Here is an 18,758-nt window from a genome sequence, read left to right on the forward strand (position 1 = left end):
TTTTTGTCCTTACGACTCGCCCAGATAGGCCTTGATCACTGCCGGGTTGTTGCGGATTTCATCCGGCTTGCCGTGGGCCAGCGGGGTCCCCTGGCTGACCACGAAGATACGGTTGGAGATGCCCATCACCAGCTTCATATCGTGTTCGATCAGCAGCACCGAGACCCCGAATTCGTCCCGCAGGCTCATGATGAGCTCGTCCAACTCGTCGGTCTCCTTCGGGTTGAGACCGGCGGCCGGTTCGTCCAGCATCAGCAGCTCGGGACGGGTCGCCATGCAGCGGGCGATCTCGAGGCGGCGCTGCTGACCGTAGGCCAGGTTGCCGGCGGCGCGGTTGGCAAGATCCTTGAGGCCCACTTTATCCAGCCAGAAGGCGGCCCGCTCCAGCCCCTCCTGCTCCGCCCGGCGGAAGGCTGGGGTCTTGAACAGACCGGCGATAAAGCTGGTGTTGAGGTGCTGGTGCTGGGCAACCAGCAGGTTCTCCACCGCTGTCATCTCCTTGAACAGCCGCACGTGCTGGAAGGTACGCACAATCCCCTTGCGGGCAATGAGGTGGCCGGGCAGCCCCTGGATCTCCTCACCCTTGTAACGGATGGTGCCGCCGCTCGGGCAGTAGAAACCGGTCAGGCAGTTGAAGATGGTGGTCTTGCCCGCGCCGTTGGGGCCGATGATGGAGATCACCTCGCCCTTGTCGATATCCAGCTTGACCCCGTTGACGGCCAGCAGGCCCCCGAAGCGCATCGACAAATCAGAGACTTCCATTAACTTCTGATGTGTACTCATTTCTTCAACTCCAGATGCGGACGGGTCATCGGCAGCAATCCCTGTGGCCGCCAGATCATCATGAACACCATCAAGAGGCCGAACATCAGCATGCGGTACTCGTTGAATTCGCGGGCCAGCTCCGGCAGCACCGTCATCACGATGGCGGCCAGCACCACCCCGATCTGGGAGCCCATGCCCCCCAGCACCACGATCGCCAGCACGATGGCCGACTCGATAAAGACGAAGGATTCCGGGCTGATAAAGCCCTGCCGCGAGGCAAAGAAACTACCCGCAAAACCGGCGAAGGTGGCGCCTATGGTGAAGGCGGTCAGCTTGATGATGGTGGGGTTGAGCCCCAGCGATTTGCAGGCGATCTCGTCTTCCCGCAGCGCTTCCCAGGCGCGGCCAAGGGGCATGCGCAGCAGGCGGTTGATGACGAACAGGGTCACCACCACCAACACCAGCGCCATCAGGTAGAGGAAGATCACCTTGTGGTTGGCGTTGTAGGTAATGCCGAAGAAGTTGTGGAAGGTATCAAAGCCCCCATCCTTGACGGTGCGGTTGAATTCCAGCCCCCCCAGCGTTGGCTTGGGGATGCCGGATATGCCGTTCGGGCCGCCGGTCAGGGTGGTCATGTTGTTGAGCAGGATGCGGATGATCTCGCCAAAACCCAGAGTGACGATGGCCAGATAGTCCCCCCGCAGCCGCAGCACCGGGAAACCGAGCAGGAAGCCGAAGGTGGCGGCCATCAGCCCGGCGATGGGCAGGCACTCCCAGAAGCTCAGCCCGAAGTAGGTGTTGAGCAGGGCATAGCTGTAGGCGCCGACCGCGTAGAAGCCGACATAGCCGAGATCGAGCAGACCGGCGAGGCCGACCACCACGTTCAGCCCCAGCCCCAGCATGATGTAAATCAGGGTGAGGGTGGCGAGATCGATGGCACCGCGAGAGGCCATAAAGGGCCAGCTCACTGCGAACAGCAGTACCAGCACGGCGGTGAGGTTATAGAGCTTGGGCGCCTCTTCCGGGCTCGGCAGCACCAGCTTGGTGAAGCCGACCGAGAAGCCGCTGATGGAGGCCTGAAACAGCTTGGCAATCTGGCCGCGCAGCATCTGGAACCAGAAAACGAGGGTGGCGCCCCCCAGTAGCCAGGCCAGCGACACATCGAGGCGGCTCACTACCTGCAGGCTGGAGCCATCGGTCTCCAGCTTGAAGCCGAGCAGCCAGAAGGAGAGCACCAGCAGCACCAGGCTGGCGATACAGGCGTGGATAAATTGATGTTTCATCACACTTTCTCCACTTCCGGACGACCCAGGATGCCAGTAGGCATAAAGAGCAGCACAAAGATGAGCAGGGCAAACGCCATCACATCCTTGTACTCGGTGCTGAGATAACCGGCGGTGAGCGCTTCAACCACGCCGAGCAGCAGGCCGCCCAGTACGGCGCCCGGAATGCTGCCGATACCGCCCAGCACTGCGGCAGTGAAGGCCTTCAGACCGGCCATAAAGCCGAGGTAGGGGTTGATGACGCCGTAATACATGCCGAGCAGCACCCCGGCGACGGCGGCCAGCGCGGCCCCCAGCACGAAGGTGATGGAGATGACCACGTGGGTGTCGATGCCCAGCAGGTTGGCCATCTTGATATCTTCCGAACAGGCGCGGCAGGCGCGGCCCATGCGGGAGCGGCCGATGAACTGGGTCAGCGCCAGCATGGTGATGAAAGTCACCACGAAGATGATCAGCTGCATATAGGAGAGGCTGGCCTGAAAACCATCCTCCCCCCCCAGGGTCCAGCCACCGGAGATCAGGCTGGGCATGGCGATATCCCGCGAGCCCTGCGCCATCCGCATCATGTTCTGCAAGAAGATCGACATACCGATGGCGGAGATGAGGGGGATCAGCCGGTTGCCGCCGCGCAGCGGCCGGTAGGCGACCCGCTCGATGCTCCAGCCATAGGTGCCGGTGATGATAATACTGACCAGGAAGGCGCCCCCCAGCAGTAGAAAGGTGCTGTCGATGCCCATCATCATGAGCCCCGCCATCACCATAAAAGCGACATAGGAGCCGATCATGTACACCTCGCCGTGGGCGAAGTTGATCATGCCGATGATGCCATAGACCATGGTGTAGCCGATGGCGATCAACGCATAGGTGCTGCCTATGGTTAATCCGTTCAGCAGTTGCTGAACCAGATAGAGGAGGTGTTCGGACATACTGCGTTCCCTGTACTTGCCCGCAAAGAGAGGAGGGGGGGAGCGTACTCACCCCCGATCGGCAGATTATTTGACTTGGCTGGAAGTACCGTCAGCGTGCCACTGGAACACACCGAATTCGAAGCCTTTCAGGTCACCGTTCGGTGCCCAGGTCAGGGGGCCCATCACGGTATCGATCGGTGCGGCCTTGATGGCGGCGGCAACGGCAGCCGGGTCATCTTCACCCGCCTTGGCGATACCGGCGGCCAGGGTTTGCACCGCGGCATAGGTAGTCCAGACGAACGGGCCGGAGGAGTCCTGACCCTTGGCCTTGAACGCAGCGACCAGCGGGGCGTTGGCAGGTACCAGATCGTATTTGTTCGGCAGGGTCACCAGCAGGCCTTCGGAAGCCGGGCCACCGATGGCGGAGATGTCCTTGTTACCCACCCCTTCCGGGCCCATGAACTTGGCTTTCAGCCCCTTCTCGCCAGCCTGACGCAGGATCAGGCCCAGCTCAGGGTGATAGCCGCCGTAGTAGACGAAATCGACGTTCTCTTTCTGCAGCTTGGCGATCAGGGCGGAGAAGTCCTTGTCACCGGCGGTGATCCCTTCAAAGGCCACCACTTTCACGCCAGCCTTGTCGAGCGCAGCTTTGACGCTGGAAGCGATCCCTTCACCGTACTGCTTCTTGTCGTGGATAACGGCCACGCGCTGGGGTTTGACCTGCTCGATGATGTACTTGGCAGCAGTCGGGCCCTGATCGCTATCCAGGCCGATGGTGCGCAGGGTCAGCTGGTAACCGCGTTCGGTGATCTTGGGGTTGGTGGAGGCGGGGGTGACCATCAGGATCCCCTCGTCTTCATAGATGTCGGAGGCGGGCAGGGTGTTGTCGGAGCAGAGGTGACCGACCACGAACTTGACGCCATCGTTCACCACCTTGTTGGCAACGGCCACCGCCTGCTTGGGATCGCAGGCATCGTCATAGACGACCGCTTCGATCTGCTTGCCATTGATACCGCCAGCCTTGTTGATCTGCTCGACCGCCATCTTGCCGCCGGTGAACTGCATGTCCCCGTACTGGGCTACCGGGCCGGTGACCGGGCCTGCGATACCGATCTTGATGGTGTCTGCCGCGTGGGCGATGGAGATCGATCCAAACAGAGCCAAAGAAACCGCTGCGCCAACTGTGATTTTGCTCAACTTATGCATTGATTCGTCCCTTAATCAGTGGATTGTTTCATTTCCGTGTGCCATTCCGGATCTACATCCCGTGCATCCGGCTATAGGTATGGTTCTATCATTCCTCACGGGGCAATAACAAGCTGTTAAAGATACTAACCAGAGGGGGTTGGATGGGCGGATTTTGAAATAAATGACCTGTTATTTTCGCCTAATCAGAGCTTAATTTTGATTTGTTGACTTAACATCTTGGTAACGAGAGGCGATTCTGACAAACGCCAGAGGATTAATCTGGCGATATTTTACTCTGACAGCGCTCCCATTTTGACCAGAATCCATTTGCGCAAACAGAAATGAGCGCCTAAATTAGCCGGCATTGACAATTCCGTGGCAGAGCTCGTTAAAACCAAGCCTTTATTCGGGAAATCTGCTAATGTTCCGCCTTTGACAGTCAGGAGACAGAGATGGCCACTATCAAGGATGTCGCCTCGCGCGCAGGCGTATCCATCTCCACCGTCTCACATGTGCTCAACCACACTCGGCGGGTCAGCGAAGACGCGACCCAGAAAGTGATTGAGGCGGTGGCAGAACTCAACTACGCGCCCAACTCGGTAGCGCGCAGTCTTAAAATAAATTCGACCAAGACCATTGGTATGCTGGTGACCACCAGCGTAAACCCCTTCTTCGCAGAAGTGGTGCAAGGGGTTGAAGCGTACTGCTTCGAACAGGGCTACAGCCTGATCCTCTGCAACACCGAAAACCAGCCGCCTCGCCAACAGCATTACCTGAGAATGCTGATGGAAAAACGGGTGGATGGCCTGCTGGTATTGGGTACCGATATCGACACCCCGTTGCGTGACATGCTGCGCATCCACAAGAACGTGCCGCAGGTGGTACTGGATTGGGGCACGGAGTGCGATTTCGCCAACGTCATCAACGACAACGCCCGCATCGGCGCCCGCATGGCCGTTCGCCATCTGCTGGAGCTGGGGCACCGCGACATCGTCTGCATCACTGGCCAGCTCTCCAAGCCGACCACCCAGCAGCGACTGGACGGAGTACGTGATGCGCTGGGCGAACACGGTCTGACCCTCAAAGATGAACAGGTCTTTGAAGGGGACTACGAGAGCCAGAGCGGCTTCGATGCCATGCAGCGCATCCTGGCCCTGCAGCCTCGTCCGACTGCGGTCTTTGCCTTCGATGACCCCATGGCGATCGGCGCGATTTGCGCTGCCTGGGAAGCGGGAGTCAAGGTGCCGGACGATATCTCCATCATCGGCTACGACGATGTGGAGATGGCGCGCTTCTCCAGCCCGCCGCTGACCACCATCCGTCACCCTAAGGCCGAACTGGGCCAGCTGGCGGTGAAGCATCTGGTCAGCCGGATCCGCAACAAGGAGCTGGAAGTGGAATCGATGACGGTACAGCCGGAGCTGATCGTCCGTCGCTCGGTCAAACCGTTGCGTTAATCCGCACCCGTTGCCAACACGAAAAACCCCCTCTGTCACGAGGGGGTTTTTGTTTATGGGCGGGTTATTTCAGTTCCGGCCAGTAGGCTTTGTTGGCCTCTATCAAGTCATCGAGAATGGACTTGGCCACCGATGCACTGGGCACTGTCTTGGAGAGGGTGATGGCTTGCCACAGCTTCTGGTAAGAGTGCTCGACCCAGGCTTCGACCACCAGTTTCTCGACCGCGACCTGCTGACCCATCATGCCCTGCTGGAACAGCGGGATGCTGCCCACCTGTAGCGGCTCTGGCCCGCTGCTGCCGACCAGGCAGGGGATCTCGACCATGGCTTCCGGGTCAAAGTTGGGGATGGCGCCGCGATTGGGAACGATCAGCAGCATCCGCTCCTGAGTGTTGAAGGCGATGGCGGTTGCCAGGTCAACGATATAGGAGGCGTGTTCATCGATCTCCAGCTCGCCCGCTGCTGAATTGCCTGCCTTGACGATGTCGCTACAGGCGGTGAAGACCTGCTTCTCGCGGTGCTCCATCACCTCGTTGGCGCGGGTGTGTTCCGGGTTGGAGTGGGCCACCACATAGTCCGGGTAGAGGTAGTACTTCAGATAGGTGTTGGGCAGGGTATCCGGGTCGAGCGCCCACACATCCTTTGCCTTGGCGAAGGTATCGTTCCAGCTTGCTTCGGCATGGCTGGCGCTATTGGGCACATAGCCGTGGCGGGCGACGTGCTCCTTGATCTTCGGCATCAGGTCGTTACCTTCCAGATCCTCGATGCGGGTCCACCAGCCAAAGTGGTTGAGGCCGTAATAGCGTACCCGCATCTCTTTGCGGGATTTGAGACCGGCAATCTGGGCCATGCGCCCCTCGATCCCGATCGGCATGTCGCAGATGTTGAGGATTTTGGCGTTGGGACGCAGGCGACGGGTCGCTTCGGCCACAATGGCGGCCGGGTTGGAGTAGTTGAGCATCCAGGCATTGGGTGAGTACTGCTCCATATAGTCGACCAGCTCCAGCACTCCGCCGATGGAGCGCATGCCGTAGGCGATACCGCCCGGGCCGCAGGTCTCCTGACCGACCACCCCATGACGCAGCGGGATCTTCTCGTCCAGCTCGCGCATCGGATATTTGCCAACCCGGATATGGGCCATGACGAAATCTACATCGCTAAACGCTGCTTTGGGGTCGGTGCCATAGCTGAAGGCGATCTCGGGAGCCTTCTCTTTCAGCAGGATTTTGCAGGCTTCGGCAATGATCTCCTGACGGGCACCATCGTTGTCGTAGAATTTGATCTCCTTGAGCGGGAAGCGATGTTGATTTTCCAGCAACATCAGAACGATACCTGGAGTAAAAGTGCTACCACCACCGGCAATGACTACAGAGAATTTTTTCATGATCATGACTCCATTACTAAAGACGATTGTTGATGACTGTTGTTCATAATCGATTCCATATTTTCACGTACCTGAGGTACATGCAGACCGATAATTACCTGGATACTATCGCCATGGCGGACGACCCCATGGGCACCCAATTTAATAAACTCCTCATCTGCTGCTGCCAGTTTGCTGTTAGCCAACGATATTCTTAAGCGGGTGGCACAATTATTTAGGCTGCGTATATTATTGACTCCGCCAAGCGCTTCGATAATTTGTGCTGCACTATCACTGCCACGCTGTTTTTTGGCTGCCTGATAATCTGACTTGGAATAAAGCTTTATTTCACTGTCTTCCCGGCCCGGTGTTTTAAGATTGAGCCGGATAATCAGTGCGCGGAATATCAGGAACCAGATGCCGGTAAAGACCAATCCGATAGCGATCTGGGTGAACATCATTCCCGCATGGTTGTGGAACATGGGTATCCAGTTCTGCGGCAGGAACTGGTCGAGCAGACCTCCACCCATGTTGCCGACCACACCAAACAGGTACATCACAGTCGACATGGTGGCTGCCAGCAGGGCGTGGATGGCAAACAGCAGAGGCGAGATGAAGAGGAAGGTGAACTCCAGCGGCTCGGTGATACCGACCAGAATGGCGGTCAGGGTGGCCGGGATCAGCAGGCCTGCCACCTTGGCCTTGTTCTCTTTGGCTGCCGTGGCATAGATGGCCAGAGCAATCCCCATGGCACCGAAAATCTTCGAGTTGCCGTGCAGGGCGAAGCCACCCTGAGGGAACTGTTCAATCAGCGGGCGAGTGCTCTGGCTGAACTCCAGCATGTGCTGCGCCCAGTAGAGCTGAATGCCTCCCTCTACTGCCGCTGGGCCGAAGATGAAGGGGCCGTAGATAAAGTGATGCAGGCCGGTCGGGATCAAAATCCGCTCGAGGAAGGTGTATACCCACACCCCGACCGGACCCGAGACCAGCATGAAATTCTGCAGGGAGGCGATGCCCATCTGTACTTTTGGCCAGCCAAGCAGTGTCAGCCAGGCACAGGGGATCATCACGAAGAAGGCGACAATGGTGACAAAGGAGCTGCCCTGAAAGATGCCGAGAAAGACCGGCAGTTGGCGATCAAACAGACGGTTGTGCAGTGCCGTCACGATGCCGGAGATGACGATGGCCCCTATGATGCTGGTATCCAGGGTCTTGATCCCCGCTACCATGGCGAGGCCACTTTCCCCCCCCACATCCTGACTGAAGTCGACCCCGAAATAACTGCCCCAGGTCATGCCCATGGCGTTGATAAAATAGTTCCAGGTCATGAAGCTGACCAATACAGCTAGACAGGCTCTGGCTTGCGCCTTATTTGCCAGACCGATTGGCAGGCCAATCGCAAATATAAGCGGCATATTCCTGAATACTGTCCAGCCACCTTCTTCAATAATATGGATGATCTGGAAGAATAATCCTTGTGGGTTTGCCAGTGATTCACCGACAAACATCGGGTTTTTCAGCATAATTGCAATGCCTACTACCATACCTGCAAAAGGAAAAAGCAGTACAGGAGTGAACATTGCTCCGCCAAAACGTTGAATTTGACTGAGCATATATTGTCCCTTGGTTGAAATAGCTAATCGAATCCTTGCCGGTGTTGCCAGATGCAAATTAGCAACGATAAAAAGAGACCTCATGAAATATCTTGGAATAATGTGATCTGACGCATGCAGTTATTTAGACAAAGATGTCTAACTTTTGCGATATTGTTGTACCTCTTGGTTTTGTGATGTTCTTGCAGCTTTAGTTTAAATTTAAGTTATTGTTTTTATGCAATTTATCCACTTGCTTAAGAATAAGATGGTTGGCGTTGTGACCACAGGAGATGTCTAGTAGTGATCTATAAATCGGTGGCTGATCGACTCAGGATCAGGGTAAACGGTGCCGAGTGTCGGGTGGGAGATGTGTTGCCGGGCGAAAAAGCGCTGGCAGAACAGTATGGCGTCTCCCGCATGACCATCCGCAGAGCGGTAGATATGTTGATCGAGTGGGGATTGGTCGAGCGGCGCCACGGCAGCGGCACCTATGTGACGAAAAAGGATGTTCAGCATGAGACCAAAGGTCTGAGCGGGTTTACCGAACTGATGCGCGAGCAGGGGCGCACTTTGACCAGCCAGGTGTTGGAATTTCGCACCATGCCCGCGCCACCGGCCATCGCCAGTCAGCTGAGGGTTAAGGTGAATGAACCCGTCTATTACTCAAGCCGGATCCGCTCGGTGGATGGTCGGGCTCTGCTGCTGGAAGAGAGCTATATGCCGGTCAGACTGTTTCGCAATCTGTCGGTCGCCCATCTGGAAGGGTCCAAATTCGACTACATCGAACGGGAGTGCGGCATCGCGATTGCGGGCAACTATGAGTGCTTCAGTGCCGTGCTGGCGGATCGGGCTACTGCCGAGCTGCTCCATATCGAGCAGGGGGCCCCTATCCTGCGGCTTACCTCACTCTCATACAGCGAGAGCGGAGAGTTCCTCAACTACTCCATCATGTTCCGTAATGCCAACGACTATCACGTTGACTACCACCTCCACCGTGCCCGCGGCTAGTGCCTGGCTGATGAGGCTGCGTGTCGTTGAAAGAGGGGAGAGCCTGCGAGGGAGGCATTGGCCATAACTCCTCCCTCGGCCCATGCAGATCAAAATAATCAACTCAAATGTTAGTTATCCTTGCTGCCGGATCCGGATGTAGGCAGTGGGGGATGCATGAGCGTGATTGAAGCGATAACCATGGTGGCCGGTATGGTTTATCTGGTGTTGTTGGCGTGGCAGGTGCGCACCGGCTGGCCGGGGCGTCTTGCGCTCGGCCTGCTGGGGCTGGTCTGGTTGCTGGCGGCCGACAGCCTGCTCTGGCTCGCACTGGGGACGGTCACCGCCGTGCTTGCCCTCCGGCACCAGAGGCGGCCGCTGCCCGCCCTAGAAGCGCTCGACAGCCAGTGGCTGCGGGCGCGCACTCGCCATCTGCTGCTGCTCTGCTGGGGGCTGGTCACAGTGCAATACAGCCTGCATATCTGGCAGTTGGGACAGGGGATGAGCCCCTGGCTGGTGCGCCCGGACGTGGTGGATGCCTTCCTGCCCATCGCCGGTGGCCTCGGGCTGCGGGCCTGGTTCGCGCAGGGGCTGGTGGATCCCCACCATCCGGCGGCCACCGTCACCGTACTGGTGCTCTCCCTGTCGGCCCTGCTGCTGGGGCGGGCGTTCTGTGCCTGGTTCTGTCCGCTCGGGCTGGTGGGGGAATGGCTACATGGCCTGCGCCACCGGTTGCTGCCGGGGGAGTGGAGCCCGCCGCGCTGGCTGGATCTTGCCCTGCGCACCCAGAAATTTCTGGTGCTCGGCTTTCTGCTCTTCATCATCCTGCTGGCGGTGCCGGCTGCTGCCCTGCCCGGCTACTTCACCAGCCCCTACCATCAGGCGGCGGATATGAAGATGGGGGCCTTCTTCTTCAACCTGACCCTGATCTCGGGTCTGTGCCTCGGCTGGGTGTTGCTGCTTACCGCGACCTTTCGTCAGGGATTCTGCCGCTACCTCTGCCCCTATGGCGCTTGGCTCGCCCTGCTGGGGCTACTGACGCCGCTGCGCATTCGCCGTGACCCGGCCCGCTGCCTGCGAAGCCAGGGTCATGACTGCGACAAGTGCAGCCGGGCCTGTCCATCGCGCATTGCTGTGCACCAGCTTATTGCGGTACGCAGCCTGGAGTGCACCGGCTGCCTGAGCTGCGTGGCCGCCTGCCCCAAGCGGGTCGAGGCCCTGCACCTTGGCAGCAAGGTGAAGCGGCTTGCACCAAGCCGTTTGCTGGGGCTGCTCTGCCTGTTGCTGCTGGTGCTGCCGTTGCTCGCGTATGGCCTGCTGGAGATCTGGGTTAGCCAGACGCCGCTGGCGATACGGGCTCACCTGCTGCAACTGTTGCCACAGCTGACCCATTAACCGGGGAGGGTGACTGTGTGACCATGGCGCAAGGTCATAGGGTATGCACATGGACACCCTCGGGTGTCCGTTTTCATATTCGGGTGGGAGTGGGCTGAGGGGGAGGCAGTGCAGACCGACTGGCTTATAAGCTGGCGAAATCCACCTCGGGCAGGGTTTCGAAGCCGGGGCGGGCGAACAGGTAGCCCTGCATCAGGTTGATGCCCATCTCCCGCAGGCAGGCCATCTCTTCGCGGGTCTCGATCCCCTCCGCCAGCGGGGTGATCTGCAACTCGGCAAACAGCGCCAGACAGTGGCGCACTATGGCTTGTCGGGTCCTGGTCGATGCCGCGCAGCAGGTGCATATCGAGTTTGACGATGTTGGGATGAAAATCGGCCAGCAGGTTGAGGCCCAAGTAACCGGCGCCAAAGTCATCGATCGCCGTTTTGAAGCCGAGGGCCTGATAGTGATCGACGATGCCGCGAAGATGCTGGCTATCCTGCACCTGCTCCACCTCGGTCAGCTCGAACATGATCTGCTCGATAGGGAAGAGGTGCTCGCGGGCCGCCTGCAGGGTGGTGCGAATGCAGCGCTCCGGGCGGTAGACCGCATTGGGCAGAAAGTTGATGCTCAGCATGCCCCGCATATCGAGCCGGGCGGCCAGCGCGATGGCCTTGATCCGGCACAGCTGGTCGAAGCGGTAGCGGTTGTCGTCGTTGACCCGGGCAATCACGCTCTGCGCCGGTTCGTTGTTGATCCCCCGCACCAGCGCCTCGTAGCCGAAGACGGTGCGCTGGCTGCAATCGACGATGGGCTGAAAGGCCATGGTGAAATCGAAGTCGAGATCCACCTGCTCCTGACATTGCTGGCAGATGGCGGGGGACGGGGCGGCAGGTATATCCATGACGTTCCTCTGATTGGGCGTGGCGGCGCTGGGCACTGTCTCAAATGATAACAGCTCATTACCCCCTGTAGGTTCGATTAGCGCAGTGTAATCGGACGATCGAGATGCGTTTGTTTCTGTTGTTCCTGCGAGTCCGCGGCGGCCAGCCGGAAGGAGGCCACTGGTTGCTATAGCTGGAGGCAAGAGATACCAGAAGAGTGGGTCACATTTTTGGAAAATAAGCTTCGTATAAATCCTCGTTGTGATAATCTTGCTGAAATAATTTTTAGATGTTTAATATTGAGGATTTATATATGGCAAAAGGTCAGCTAATTAAAAAGGAAATAATAAATTATCCAGAGCATTACTTTAATGCACAAGCTAAAACTCTAGATGCTAGGATTGAAAACGTAGAGTTAAGCAAAGAGCAAGTCGATGAAATTTCATCTACACACGTAAAGAAATTCATAAGAGATAAAGTATTAGGTGTTTTTAAGATCGGTGAAATAGTTTCTGAGATAATAAACTGGAATGAGTCTGTAGATGAAGATTTGAAAGAAGCAAAAAAAGAATTTCTTTTGGCTCAATATTTTGATAGAAATGACCAACATGAAATGGCTCTAACTCAACTAAAAGAGTTTTTATCAAGCCCTCAGGGCAATACTATTTTCAATAAAATACTGAGAATTCTTGATGATACACCTCCAGATATAGAGTTGTCTTCCCATCTGTCTTCTGCGCTAATTTATATTGTAAGAAATGATTTTGCGAAATTATTTGAGCAGCATAAATATTCCCTGTCTCAGATAGAAAAGCTCACTCCTCAAGCGTTAACTATTATGGCCGATTTTAATAATTGGCCTTTGATATCGTTGGGTACATCTACATCAACGGGAACAAAGATAACGTCAGACTGGCTTTTTGAGTTTACTCAAGCATATTGTGCAGCAAAAGGAATTCATGACCAAGGTACTAGAAATAGGGTTCAGCATTCGATAAATGAATTAATTAGCTCTCGGCTAATTGAAGCTCATCGTGTAGAAAGTGGACAGGCTAAATGTGTAATTGCTGAAGTAGGTAAGGGATTATTACCTTACATCAGTGCATCGTAATAGGAATAGTTTGTCATTAAAAACGGCGCCTTAACGGCGCCGTTCTTTATATCACTCAACCCAACCAACATCACTGCAAAAGGGAGATATCCGCGACTTGCAGGAACAGGTTGCGCAGGTTGTTCAGCAGTGCCAGACGGTTGGCCTTGAGGGCTTCGTCATCGGCCATCACCATCACCTCGTTGAAGAAGGTATCGACCGGCTCGCGCAGGGCGGCCAGACGGGTGAGGGCAGCCTGATAGTCACCGGCGGCGAACAGCGGGGCCAGTTCGGCTTGCAGTTCGGCAACCTGGGTGGCCAGCGCCTTCTCGGCGGCATCGACCAGCAGTTCCGGTTTGACGGCAGTCGGCAATTCGCCTTCAACCTTGGCCAGAATGTTGCTCACGCGCTTGTTGGCGGCGGCCAGTGCCAGTGCGGCATCCAGCGTGCGGAAGTGGCTGACGGCCTTGACGCGACGATCGAAGTCGAGCGGACGGGTCGGGCGGCGGGCCAGTACGGCCAGCACCACGTCGGCACCGATGCCTTCGTCCTGATAGGCGGCGCGGAAGCGGCCCAGCATAAAGTCGACCACGTCGGTGACGACGGTTTTGTTGGTCAGCTTGTCGCCGTAGACGCGTACCGCTTCTTCAACCAGTTCAACCAGATCCAGATCCAGCTGCTTCTCGGTCATGATGCGCAGGGCACCGATGGCGGCGCGACGCAGGGCGAACGGGTCCTTGTCACCCTTCGGCAGCATGCCGATGCCGAAGATACCGGCCAGGGTGTCGAACTTGTCGGCCAGCGCGACGGCGCAGGCAACCAGACCGGACGGCAGGGCATCACCGGCAAAGCGCGGCATGTACTGCTCGTTGAGGGCCACGGCCACTGCTTCGTCTTCGCCATCGTGACGGGCGTAGTGCATCCCCATGACACCCTGGGTGTCGGTGAACTCGCCGACCATGTTGGTCATCAGGTCACACTTGGAGAGCAGACCGGCACGCTTGGCCTGAGTGACATCGGCACCGATGCGCTCGGCGATAAAGCCGGCGACGGTCTCGATGCGCTCGACCTTGGCCCGGACTGTGCCCAGCTGCTGCTGGAACAGCACGGTTTCAAGGCGCGGCAGGCGGGAGGCCAGGGTCTGCTTGAGGTCGGTCTTGAAGAAGAACTCGGCGTCAGAGAGACGGGGGCGCACCACCTTCTCGTTGCCGCTGATGATCTGGCTCGGGTCTTTGGACTCGATGTTGGTGACGAAGATGAACTTCGGCAGCAACTTGCCGTTCTTGTCGTAGACCGGGAAATACTTCTGGTCACCCTTCATGGTGTGCACCAGGGCCTCGGCCGGTACGGCCAGGAACTTCTCTTCGAAGTTGGCGGTCAGCACCACTGGCCACTCGACCAGTGCGGTCACTTCTTCCAGCAGGGCGTCGTCCAGATCGGCAACGCCACCGAAGGCGGCAGCGGCCGCTTCGACGTCAGCCTTGATCTTGGCCTTGCGCGCCATAAAGTCGGCAATCACCATGCCGCGCTCCTGCAGGATCTGCGGGTACTGGCTGGCGTTGTCGATGGTGATCTCGCTCTCGCCCATAAAGCGGTGACCGCGCAGGGTGCGGGCGGAGTCGATACCCAGAATGTGGGCGGGGACCAGATCCCCATCCAGCAGCAGGGTCACGGTGAAGACCGGACGCACGAACTGGATGGTCTTGTCGCCCCAGCGCATCATCTTGGGGATGGGCAGCTTGGCCAGTGCAGAGGCAACCAGCTCGCCCAGCAATTCTTTGGCCGGACGGCCTTCGACCTTGGCGGTGTGAACCAGCCACTCGCCCTTGTCGGTGACCAGACGCTCGGCCTGCTCAACGGTGATGCCGTTGCCACGGGCCCAGCCTTCGGCAGCCTTGGTCGGCTTGCCTTCGGCATCGAACGCCTGCGCTACGGCCGGGCCGCGCTTCTCGACGCTCTTGCTCGGCTGTTCGCCAGCCAGCTCGCTTACCTTCAGCGCCAGACGGCGCGGTGAGGCAAACCACTCGACGTCGCCGAAGGCCAGATCGGCCTTGGTCAGTTCGGCTTTGAAGTTGTCGGCAAAGGCTTCGGCCAGGGAGCGCAGGGCTTTGGGCGGCAGCTCAGCAGTACCGATCTCTACCAGAAATGTATGTTGTGCCATGTCCGTTCCTTAACCTTGCTTGTTCTCACTGCGCTGACACATAGGGAAGCCCAGCGCTTCGCGGGAGGCGTAGTATGCCTCTGCCACGGCCTTGGTCAGGGTGCGAATGCGCAGGATGTAGCGCTGACGCTCGGTGACCGAGATGGCCTTGCGGGCATCCAGCAGGTTGAAGGAGTGAGCGGCTTTGAGGATGCGCTCGTAGGCAGGCAGCGGCAGCGGTTTTTCCAGTGCCAGCAGGTTCTGGGCTTCCTTCTCGTACTGCTCGAAGCAGTGGAACAGGAACTCCACATCGGCGTGTTCGAAGTTGTAGGTGGATTGCTCCACTTCGTTCTGGTGGAACACGTCGCCGTAGGTGGTCTTGCCCAGCGGGCCGTCAGACCAGACCAGATCGTAGACGCTGTCCACGCCCTGAATGTACATGGCCAGACGCTCGAGACCGTAGGTGATCTCGCCGGTGACCGGCTTGCACTCGAGGCCGCCAACCTGCTGGAAGTAGGTGAACTGGGTCACTTCCATGCCGTTCAGCCACACTTCCCAACCCAGACCCCAGGCACCCAGAGTCGGGTTTTCCCAGTTGTCTTCCACGAAGCGGATGTCGTGGATTTCAGGATCCATGCCCAGCTCTTTCAGGGAGCCCAGATAGAGTTCCTGAATGTTGTCGGGGGAAGGCTTGATGATCACCTGGAACTGGTAGTAGTGCTGCAGGCGGTTCGGGTTTTCACCGTAGCGGCCGTCAGTCGGACGGCGGGACGGTTGCACGTAGGCGCAGGCGATGGGCTCCGGGCCCAGGGCACGCAGACAAGTCATGGGGTGGGAGGTACCGGCACCCACTTCCATATCCAGCGGCTGAATGATGGTACAGCCCTGGCGGGACCAATAGTCCTGCAGCTGCAGGATCAGGCCCTGAAAGGTTTTGACATCGAATTTTTGCATAATTTTTTTCGCGCGAAGTGAAAATCAGAGCAAGATTTGCTGAATGTGAACCGAGGGAGTATACCGTCTGGCATGGTCGGATAATAGGCGAAATTGCAGCGGATTCGCGGGATGGTGCTGCGCCCTGGCTGGTCGGGCGGGATGTCCGGTATATGATGTGAGCAGTGCCGCCTGCAGAGTGGGCAGGGTCGGGCAAACCGCTGAAATGACGAGGGAGAGGAAATGGAACTGCGCTGCGCCTGGGTGACCAAAGACCCGGAATACATTGAATACCATGACAAACAGTGGGGCAGGCCGGTCTATGACGCCCGCGAGCTGTTTGCCAAGCTCTGCCTCGACGGCCAGCAGGCTGGGCTGTCGTGGATCACCATCCTCAAGCGTACCGAGAGCTACTACCGCGCCTATGCCGACTTTGATCCGGTGCAGATTGCCCGGTTCGACGAGCAGGATGTGGAGCGATTGATGCAGGACAGCGGCATCATCCGCAACCGGCTCAAGGTGCAGTCGATCATCAGAAATGCCCGCGCTTATCTGGCGTTGCAGGAGCAGGGGATCGACTTCGCCGACTACCTGTGGGGCTTTGTTGGCGGCACCCCCATCGTCAACCAGCGGCAGGGCAACGGCGATATTCCGGCGACCTCGCCGGAGTCGGATGCCATGTCGAAAGCGCTCAAGAAACGCGGCTTTACCTTCGTCGGCAGCACTATTTGCTACGCATTTATGCAGGCGGTGGGGATGGTGAACGATCATCTGGTCAGCTGTCCTTGCCACGCCGAGTGTCAGTTACCGCGCTGACAGCCCGCCGATTGCCCAAAAAAACACCACTCTCGCCATCTGTTCAGGCTTGCGTCAGACAATGGCGTGCCAGCGCGTTACAATCCGGCCCCCGGCATGGTGCCGGATTGTTTTCACAGAGGTTTTTTCATGCGAGCCAAGATCCTGGTGCCTGCTCTGGCACTGACCGTTGCCCTGAGCGGCTGTACCACCAACCCCTACACAGGTGAATCCCAGACCTCCAAAGGTGCCTGGGGCGCGCTGGCTGGCGCCGCTGCCGGTGCGGCCGTAGGTGCGCTCTCCTCCAGCAAGGGTGACCGCAAGAAGGGCATCCTGACCGGCGTTGCTGCCGGCGCGGCCCTGGGTGGCGGTATCGGCTACTACATGGACGTGCAGGAAGCCAAGCTGCGCGAGAAGCTGCAGGGCACCGGCGTCAGCGTGACCCGCAATGGCAATGAGCTGATCCTCAACATGCCGAACAACGTGACCTTCGACAGCTCCAGCTCCCAGCTGAAAGCGGCCGGTGCCAACACCCTCTCCGGCGTGGCCATGGTGGTTGCCGAGTTCGACAAGACCCGCCTGAACGTGGTCGGTCACACCGACAGTACCGGTTCCCGCGATCTGAACATGAAGCTCTCCCGCGATCGTGCCGATGCCGTTGCCGCTCAGCTGATTGGTCAGGGCGTAGCAGGTAGCCGCATCTCCACCACCGGCGTGGGCCCGGATCAGCCAGTTGCTACCAACAGCACAGCCGCTGGCAAAGCCCAGAACCGCCGCGTGACCATTACCCTGACCCCGACCGCCTAAGTCGTTCAGGTTTCGGTAACGAAAAGGCCCCGCCAGTGATGGCGGGGCCTTTCTATTGGCGCCGTGGCGAGCAATGACGCCTTGTTGTTTGCTCCCTTCTCCCCTCGTGGGAGAAGGGGCGGGGATGAGGGGGATAAGCGCCTCTTAGACAGCGGCGGTCAGCTGCACTTCCACCTTGTAGCCTTCGTGGGCCAGACGGGCCTGTACGCAGGCGCGCACGGGTGCGGTGCCAGCCGGGATCCAGGCATCCCACTGCTCGTTGAAGGCAGCGATGTCACCAATGTCTTTGAGATAGATGTTGGCCATCAGGATCTTGTCTACGCCGGAGCCGTTGGCTTCCAGCAGGCGTTGCAGGCTCTCAAGCACTTCGCGGGTCTGCTGGTGGATGTCGGCCTCTTCGCTGACGGGCACTTCCACCACGTAGAGGGTGCCATTGTGGATGACCACGTCTGACCAACGCTGGGTGGTGCCGATTCGGGTAATGGTTGTCATGGAGTGCTCCGGTACGGGGGCTTATTGACCCTTGCGGATCAGATAGCGGTAGGGGGCCTGCTCTGTCTCGCTGGCGACCAGGGTGTGATCCATAAAGCGGCAGAAACTGGGGATGTCGCGGGTGGTTGAAGGATCGTCGGCGCTGACCAGCAGGGTCTCGCCATCCGCCATCAGCCGCACTTTCTTGCGAACCATCATAACGGGTTCCGGGCAACGAAGCCCGATTGCGTCCAACTCGTGAGTTGCGCCGCAGAATAAATCACTCATCTATTATCAACCTTCAACCTATTCGGCTGCCAATGATACTCAGGGCTAAAAAATAATCAAACAAACGACCCATTCACCAGCATATGTAACCGAAATGTTATTCGACCCTATCCAGCTTGCGCCGGACGAGTAATATAAAAATTGAACCATATTCAACAAGGAGGTGAATATGCAGGTCTCCTACGGCAGATTACAGGCCTATGCAGGCATGGGGTTCTTGTCCTTCGCCATGATAGTGATGGGCAGCCCGATCGGGAATACCGGTACCTGGTTCGGCTCCATGGTGATGGTCGGGTTGGGGCTCTGGATCGAGCTCAGCGATTACTATGACGAGGATGAGGACGAGAACGATCAATCCTGAATCGGATGACGATTCAACAACAAAGGCGGAGCAATTCCGCCTTTGTCATTTCTGCCGTTTGGTTATGT

The 18,758-nt window shown here is 58.0% G+C and carries 17 protein-coding genes and 1 pseudogene; 7 read left to right on the plus strand and 11 right to left on the minus strand.

The annotated features are described in order from the left end of the window. Window positions 1–9: 9 nt before the first annotated feature. From livG to G5221_RS19370, 4 genes are all read right to left on the minus strand, one after another. Window positions 10–783 carry a high-affinity branched-chain amino acid ABC transporter ATP-binding protein LivG gene (livG, locus tag G5221_RS19355; RefSeq protein WP_005339435.1) on the minus strand — a complete coding sequence of 258 codons (774 nt, stop codon included), beginning with the start codon at window positions 781–783 and terminating at the stop codon, window positions 10–12. Then, entirely contained in the window at window positions 780–2,048 is a 1,269-nt protein-coding gene (locus G5221_RS19360; protein WP_005355922.1) for a high-affinity branched-chain amino acid ABC transporter permease LivM, read from the minus strand. Before G5221_RS19360 ends, livG begins: the two co-directional genes overlap by 4 nt. Then, on the minus strand, window positions 2,048–2,974 hold the full coding sequence (livH, locus tag G5221_RS19365) for a high-affinity branched-chain amino acid ABC transporter permease LivH (protein WP_005339439.1): 927 nt from the start codon (window positions 2,972–2,974) through the stop codon (window positions 2,048–2,050). Before livH ends, G5221_RS19360 begins: the two co-directional genes overlap by 1 nt. A 66-nt stretch (window positions 2,975–3,040) precedes the next feature. Beyond that, the gene (locus G5221_RS19370) at window positions 3,041–4,162 is read right to left on the minus strand and encodes a branched-chain amino acid ABC transporter substrate-binding protein (RefSeq protein ID WP_005339442.1); all 1,122 of its coding nucleotides are present in this window, start codon (window positions 4,160–4,162) and stop codon (window positions 3,041–3,043) included. A gap of 434 nt (window positions 4,163–4,596) precedes the next feature. Between G5221_RS19370 and G5221_RS19375 the strand changes: the two genes are divergently transcribed. Continuing rightward, window positions 4,597–5,601 (plus strand): substrate-binding domain-containing protein, encoded by a 1,005-nt coding sequence (locus tag G5221_RS19375; protein WP_005355925.1) that lies wholly within the window; start codon window positions 4,597–4,599, stop codon window positions 5,599–5,601. Window positions 5,602–5,665: 64 nt separating this feature from the next. On the opposite strand, the gene G5221_RS19380 is transcribed toward G5221_RS19375, so the two are convergent. Beyond that, window positions 5,666–6,991, minus strand: coding sequence for a 6-phospho-alpha-glucosidase (locus G5221_RS19380; RefSeq protein ID WP_206665121.1), 1,326 nt, complete (start codon window positions 6,989–6,991; stop codon window positions 5,666–5,668). Further along, a complete protein-coding gene (locus G5221_RS19385; RefSeq protein ID WP_216954471.1) occupies window positions 6,988–8,577 on the minus strand; it encodes an alpha-glucoside-specific PTS transporter subunit IIBC in 1,590 nt (529 codons plus the stop codon). The genes G5221_RS19380 and G5221_RS19385 overlap by 4 nt, the downstream gene beginning before the upstream one ends. Window positions 8,578–8,859: 282 nt before the next feature. Between G5221_RS19385 and G5221_RS19390 the strand changes: the two genes are divergently transcribed. Then, window positions 8,860–9,567: a GntR family transcriptional regulator gene (locus tag G5221_RS19390; protein WP_421231678.1), complete on the plus strand. Its 708-nt coding sequence runs from the start codon at window positions 8,860–8,862 to the stop codon at window positions 9,565–9,567. A 156-nt stretch (window positions 9,568–9,723) separates the two neighbouring features. Next, on the plus strand, window positions 9,724–10,941 hold the full coding sequence (locus G5221_RS19395; protein ID WP_421263741.1) for a 4Fe-4S binding protein: 1,218 nt from the start codon (window positions 9,724–9,726) through the stop codon (window positions 10,939–10,941). 124 nt (window positions 10,942–11,065) lie between these two features. Here G5221_RS19395 and G5221_RS19400 read toward each other — a convergent pair. Then, window positions 11,066–11,825: pseudogene (locus tag G5221_RS19400) on the minus strand (EAL domain-containing protein). Window positions 11,826–12,118: 293 nt separating this feature from the next. On the opposite strand from G5221_RS19400, the gene G5221_RS19405 reads away from it, so the two are divergent. After that, window positions 12,119–12,916, plus strand: coding sequence for a hypothetical protein (locus tag G5221_RS19405; RefSeq protein WP_005339460.1), 798 nt, complete (start codon window positions 12,119–12,121; stop codon window positions 12,914–12,916). A 70-nt stretch (window positions 12,917–12,986) separates the two neighbouring features. On the opposite strand, the gene glyS is transcribed toward G5221_RS19405, so the two are convergent. After that, on the minus strand, window positions 12,987–15,056 hold the full coding sequence (glyS, locus tag G5221_RS19410; protein ID WP_421263742.1) for a glycine--tRNA ligase subunit beta: 2,070 nt from the start codon (window positions 15,054–15,056) through the stop codon (window positions 12,987–12,989). Between the two features lie 9 nt (window positions 15,057–15,065). After that, the gene (glyQ, locus tag G5221_RS19415; protein ID WP_005339464.1) at window positions 15,066–15,989 is read right to left on the minus strand and encodes a glycine--tRNA ligase subunit alpha; all 924 of its coding nucleotides are present in this window, start codon (window positions 15,987–15,989) and stop codon (window positions 15,066–15,068) included. 222 nt (window positions 15,990–16,211) lie between these two features. Here glyQ and G5221_RS19420 point away from each other — a divergent pair, with 222 nt between their 5' ends. Then, on the plus strand, window positions 16,212–16,784 hold the full coding sequence (locus G5221_RS19420; RefSeq protein ID WP_421263743.1) for a DNA-3-methyladenine glycosylase I: 573 nt from the start codon (window positions 16,212–16,214) through the stop codon (window positions 16,782–16,784). A 129-nt stretch (window positions 16,785–16,913) separates the two neighbouring features. Then, window positions 16,914–17,570 carry an OmpA family lipoprotein gene (locus G5221_RS19425; protein WP_005339468.1) on the plus strand — a complete coding sequence of 219 codons (657 nt, stop codon included), beginning with the start codon at window positions 16,914–16,916 and terminating at the stop codon, window positions 17,568–17,570. Window positions 17,571–17,714: 144 nt separating this feature from the next. On the opposite strand, the gene G5221_RS19430 is transcribed toward G5221_RS19425, so the two are convergent. Together G5221_RS19430 and tusA are read right to left on the minus strand one after the other, a co-directional pair. Next, entirely contained in the window at window positions 17,715–18,062 is a 348-nt protein-coding gene (locus G5221_RS19430; RefSeq protein WP_106844546.1) for a RidA family protein, read from the minus strand. A gap of 21 nt (window positions 18,063–18,083) precedes the next feature. Further along, on the minus strand, window positions 18,084–18,329 hold the full coding sequence (gene tusA, locus G5221_RS19435) for a sulfurtransferase TusA (protein ID WP_005339470.1): 246 nt from the start codon (window positions 18,327–18,329) through the stop codon (window positions 18,084–18,086). A gap of 169 nt (window positions 18,330–18,498) precedes the next feature. Between tusA and G5221_RS19440 the strand changes: the two genes are divergently transcribed. Further along, window positions 18,499–18,690: a hypothetical protein gene (locus G5221_RS19440; RefSeq protein WP_005339471.1), complete on the plus strand. Its 192-nt coding sequence runs from the start codon at window positions 18,499–18,501 to the stop codon at window positions 18,688–18,690. Window positions 18,691–18,758 lie beyond the last annotated feature (68 nt).

Origin of the sequence: Aeromonas sp. 602200 (assembly GCF_049173895.1) — a bacterium.
Lineage (GTDB): Bacteria > Pseudomonadota > Gammaproteobacteria > Enterobacterales > Aeromonadaceae > Aeromonas > Aeromonas veronii_A.

Bases quoted from the DNA above. Each gene is read 5' to 3' on its own strand.
- tusA (WP_005339470.1), bottom strand. From the start codon at position 18,329: ATGAGTGATTTATTCTGCGGCGCAACTCACGAGTTGGACGCAATCGGG.
- G5221_RS19395 (WP_421263741.1), top strand. From the start codon at position 9,724: ATGAGCGTGATTGAAGCGATAACCATGGTGGCCGGTATGGTTTATCTG.
- livH (WP_005339439.1), bottom strand. From the start codon at position 2,974: ATGTCCGAACACCTCCTCTATCTGGTTCAGCAACTGCTGAACGGATTA.
- G5221_RS19425 (WP_005339468.1), top strand. From the start codon at position 16,914: ATGCGAGCCAAGATCCTGGTGCCTGCTCTGGCACTGACCGTTGCCCTG.
- glyS (WP_421263742.1), bottom strand. From the start codon at position 15,056: ATGGCACAACATACATTTCTGGTAGAGATCGGTACTGCTGAGCTGCCG.
- glyQ (WP_005339464.1), bottom strand. From the start codon at position 15,989: ATGCAAAAATTCGATGTCAAAACCTTTCAGGGCCTGATCCTGCAGCTG.
- G5221_RS19430 (WP_106844546.1), bottom strand. From the start codon at position 18,062: ATGACAACCATTACCCGAATCGGCACCACCCAGCGTTGGTCAGACGTG.
- G5221_RS19360 (WP_005355922.1), bottom strand. From the start codon at position 2,048: ATGAAACATCAATTTATCCACGCCTGTATCGCCAGCCTGGTGCTGCTG.
- G5221_RS19385 (WP_216954471.1), bottom strand. From the start codon at position 8,577: ATGCTCAGTCAAATTCAACGTTTTGGCGGAGCAATGTTCACTCCTGTA.
- G5221_RS19440 (WP_005339471.1), top strand. From the start codon at position 18,499: ATGCAGGTCTCCTACGGCAGATTACAGGCCTATGCAGGCATGGGGTTC.
- G5221_RS19405 (WP_005339460.1), top strand. From the start codon at position 12,119: ATGGCAAAAGGTCAGCTAATTAAAAAGGAAATAATAAATTATCCAGAG.
- G5221_RS19375 (WP_005355925.1), top strand. From the start codon at position 4,597: ATGGCCACTATCAAGGATGTCGCCTCGCGCGCAGGCGTATCCATCTCC.
- G5221_RS19380 (WP_206665121.1), bottom strand. From the start codon at position 6,991: ATGATCATGAAAAAATTCTCTGTAGTCATTGCCGGTGGTGGTAGCACT.
- G5221_RS19420 (WP_421263743.1), top strand. From the start codon at position 16,212: ATGGAACTGCGCTGCGCCTGGGTGACCAAAGACCCGGAATACATTGAA.
- G5221_RS19370 (WP_005339442.1), bottom strand. From the start codon at position 4,162: ATGCATAAGTTGAGCAAAATCACAGTTGGCGCAGCGGTTTCTTTGGCT.
- livG (WP_005339435.1), bottom strand. From the start codon at position 783: ATGAGTACACATCAGAAGTTAATGGAAGTCTCTGATTTGTCGATGCGC.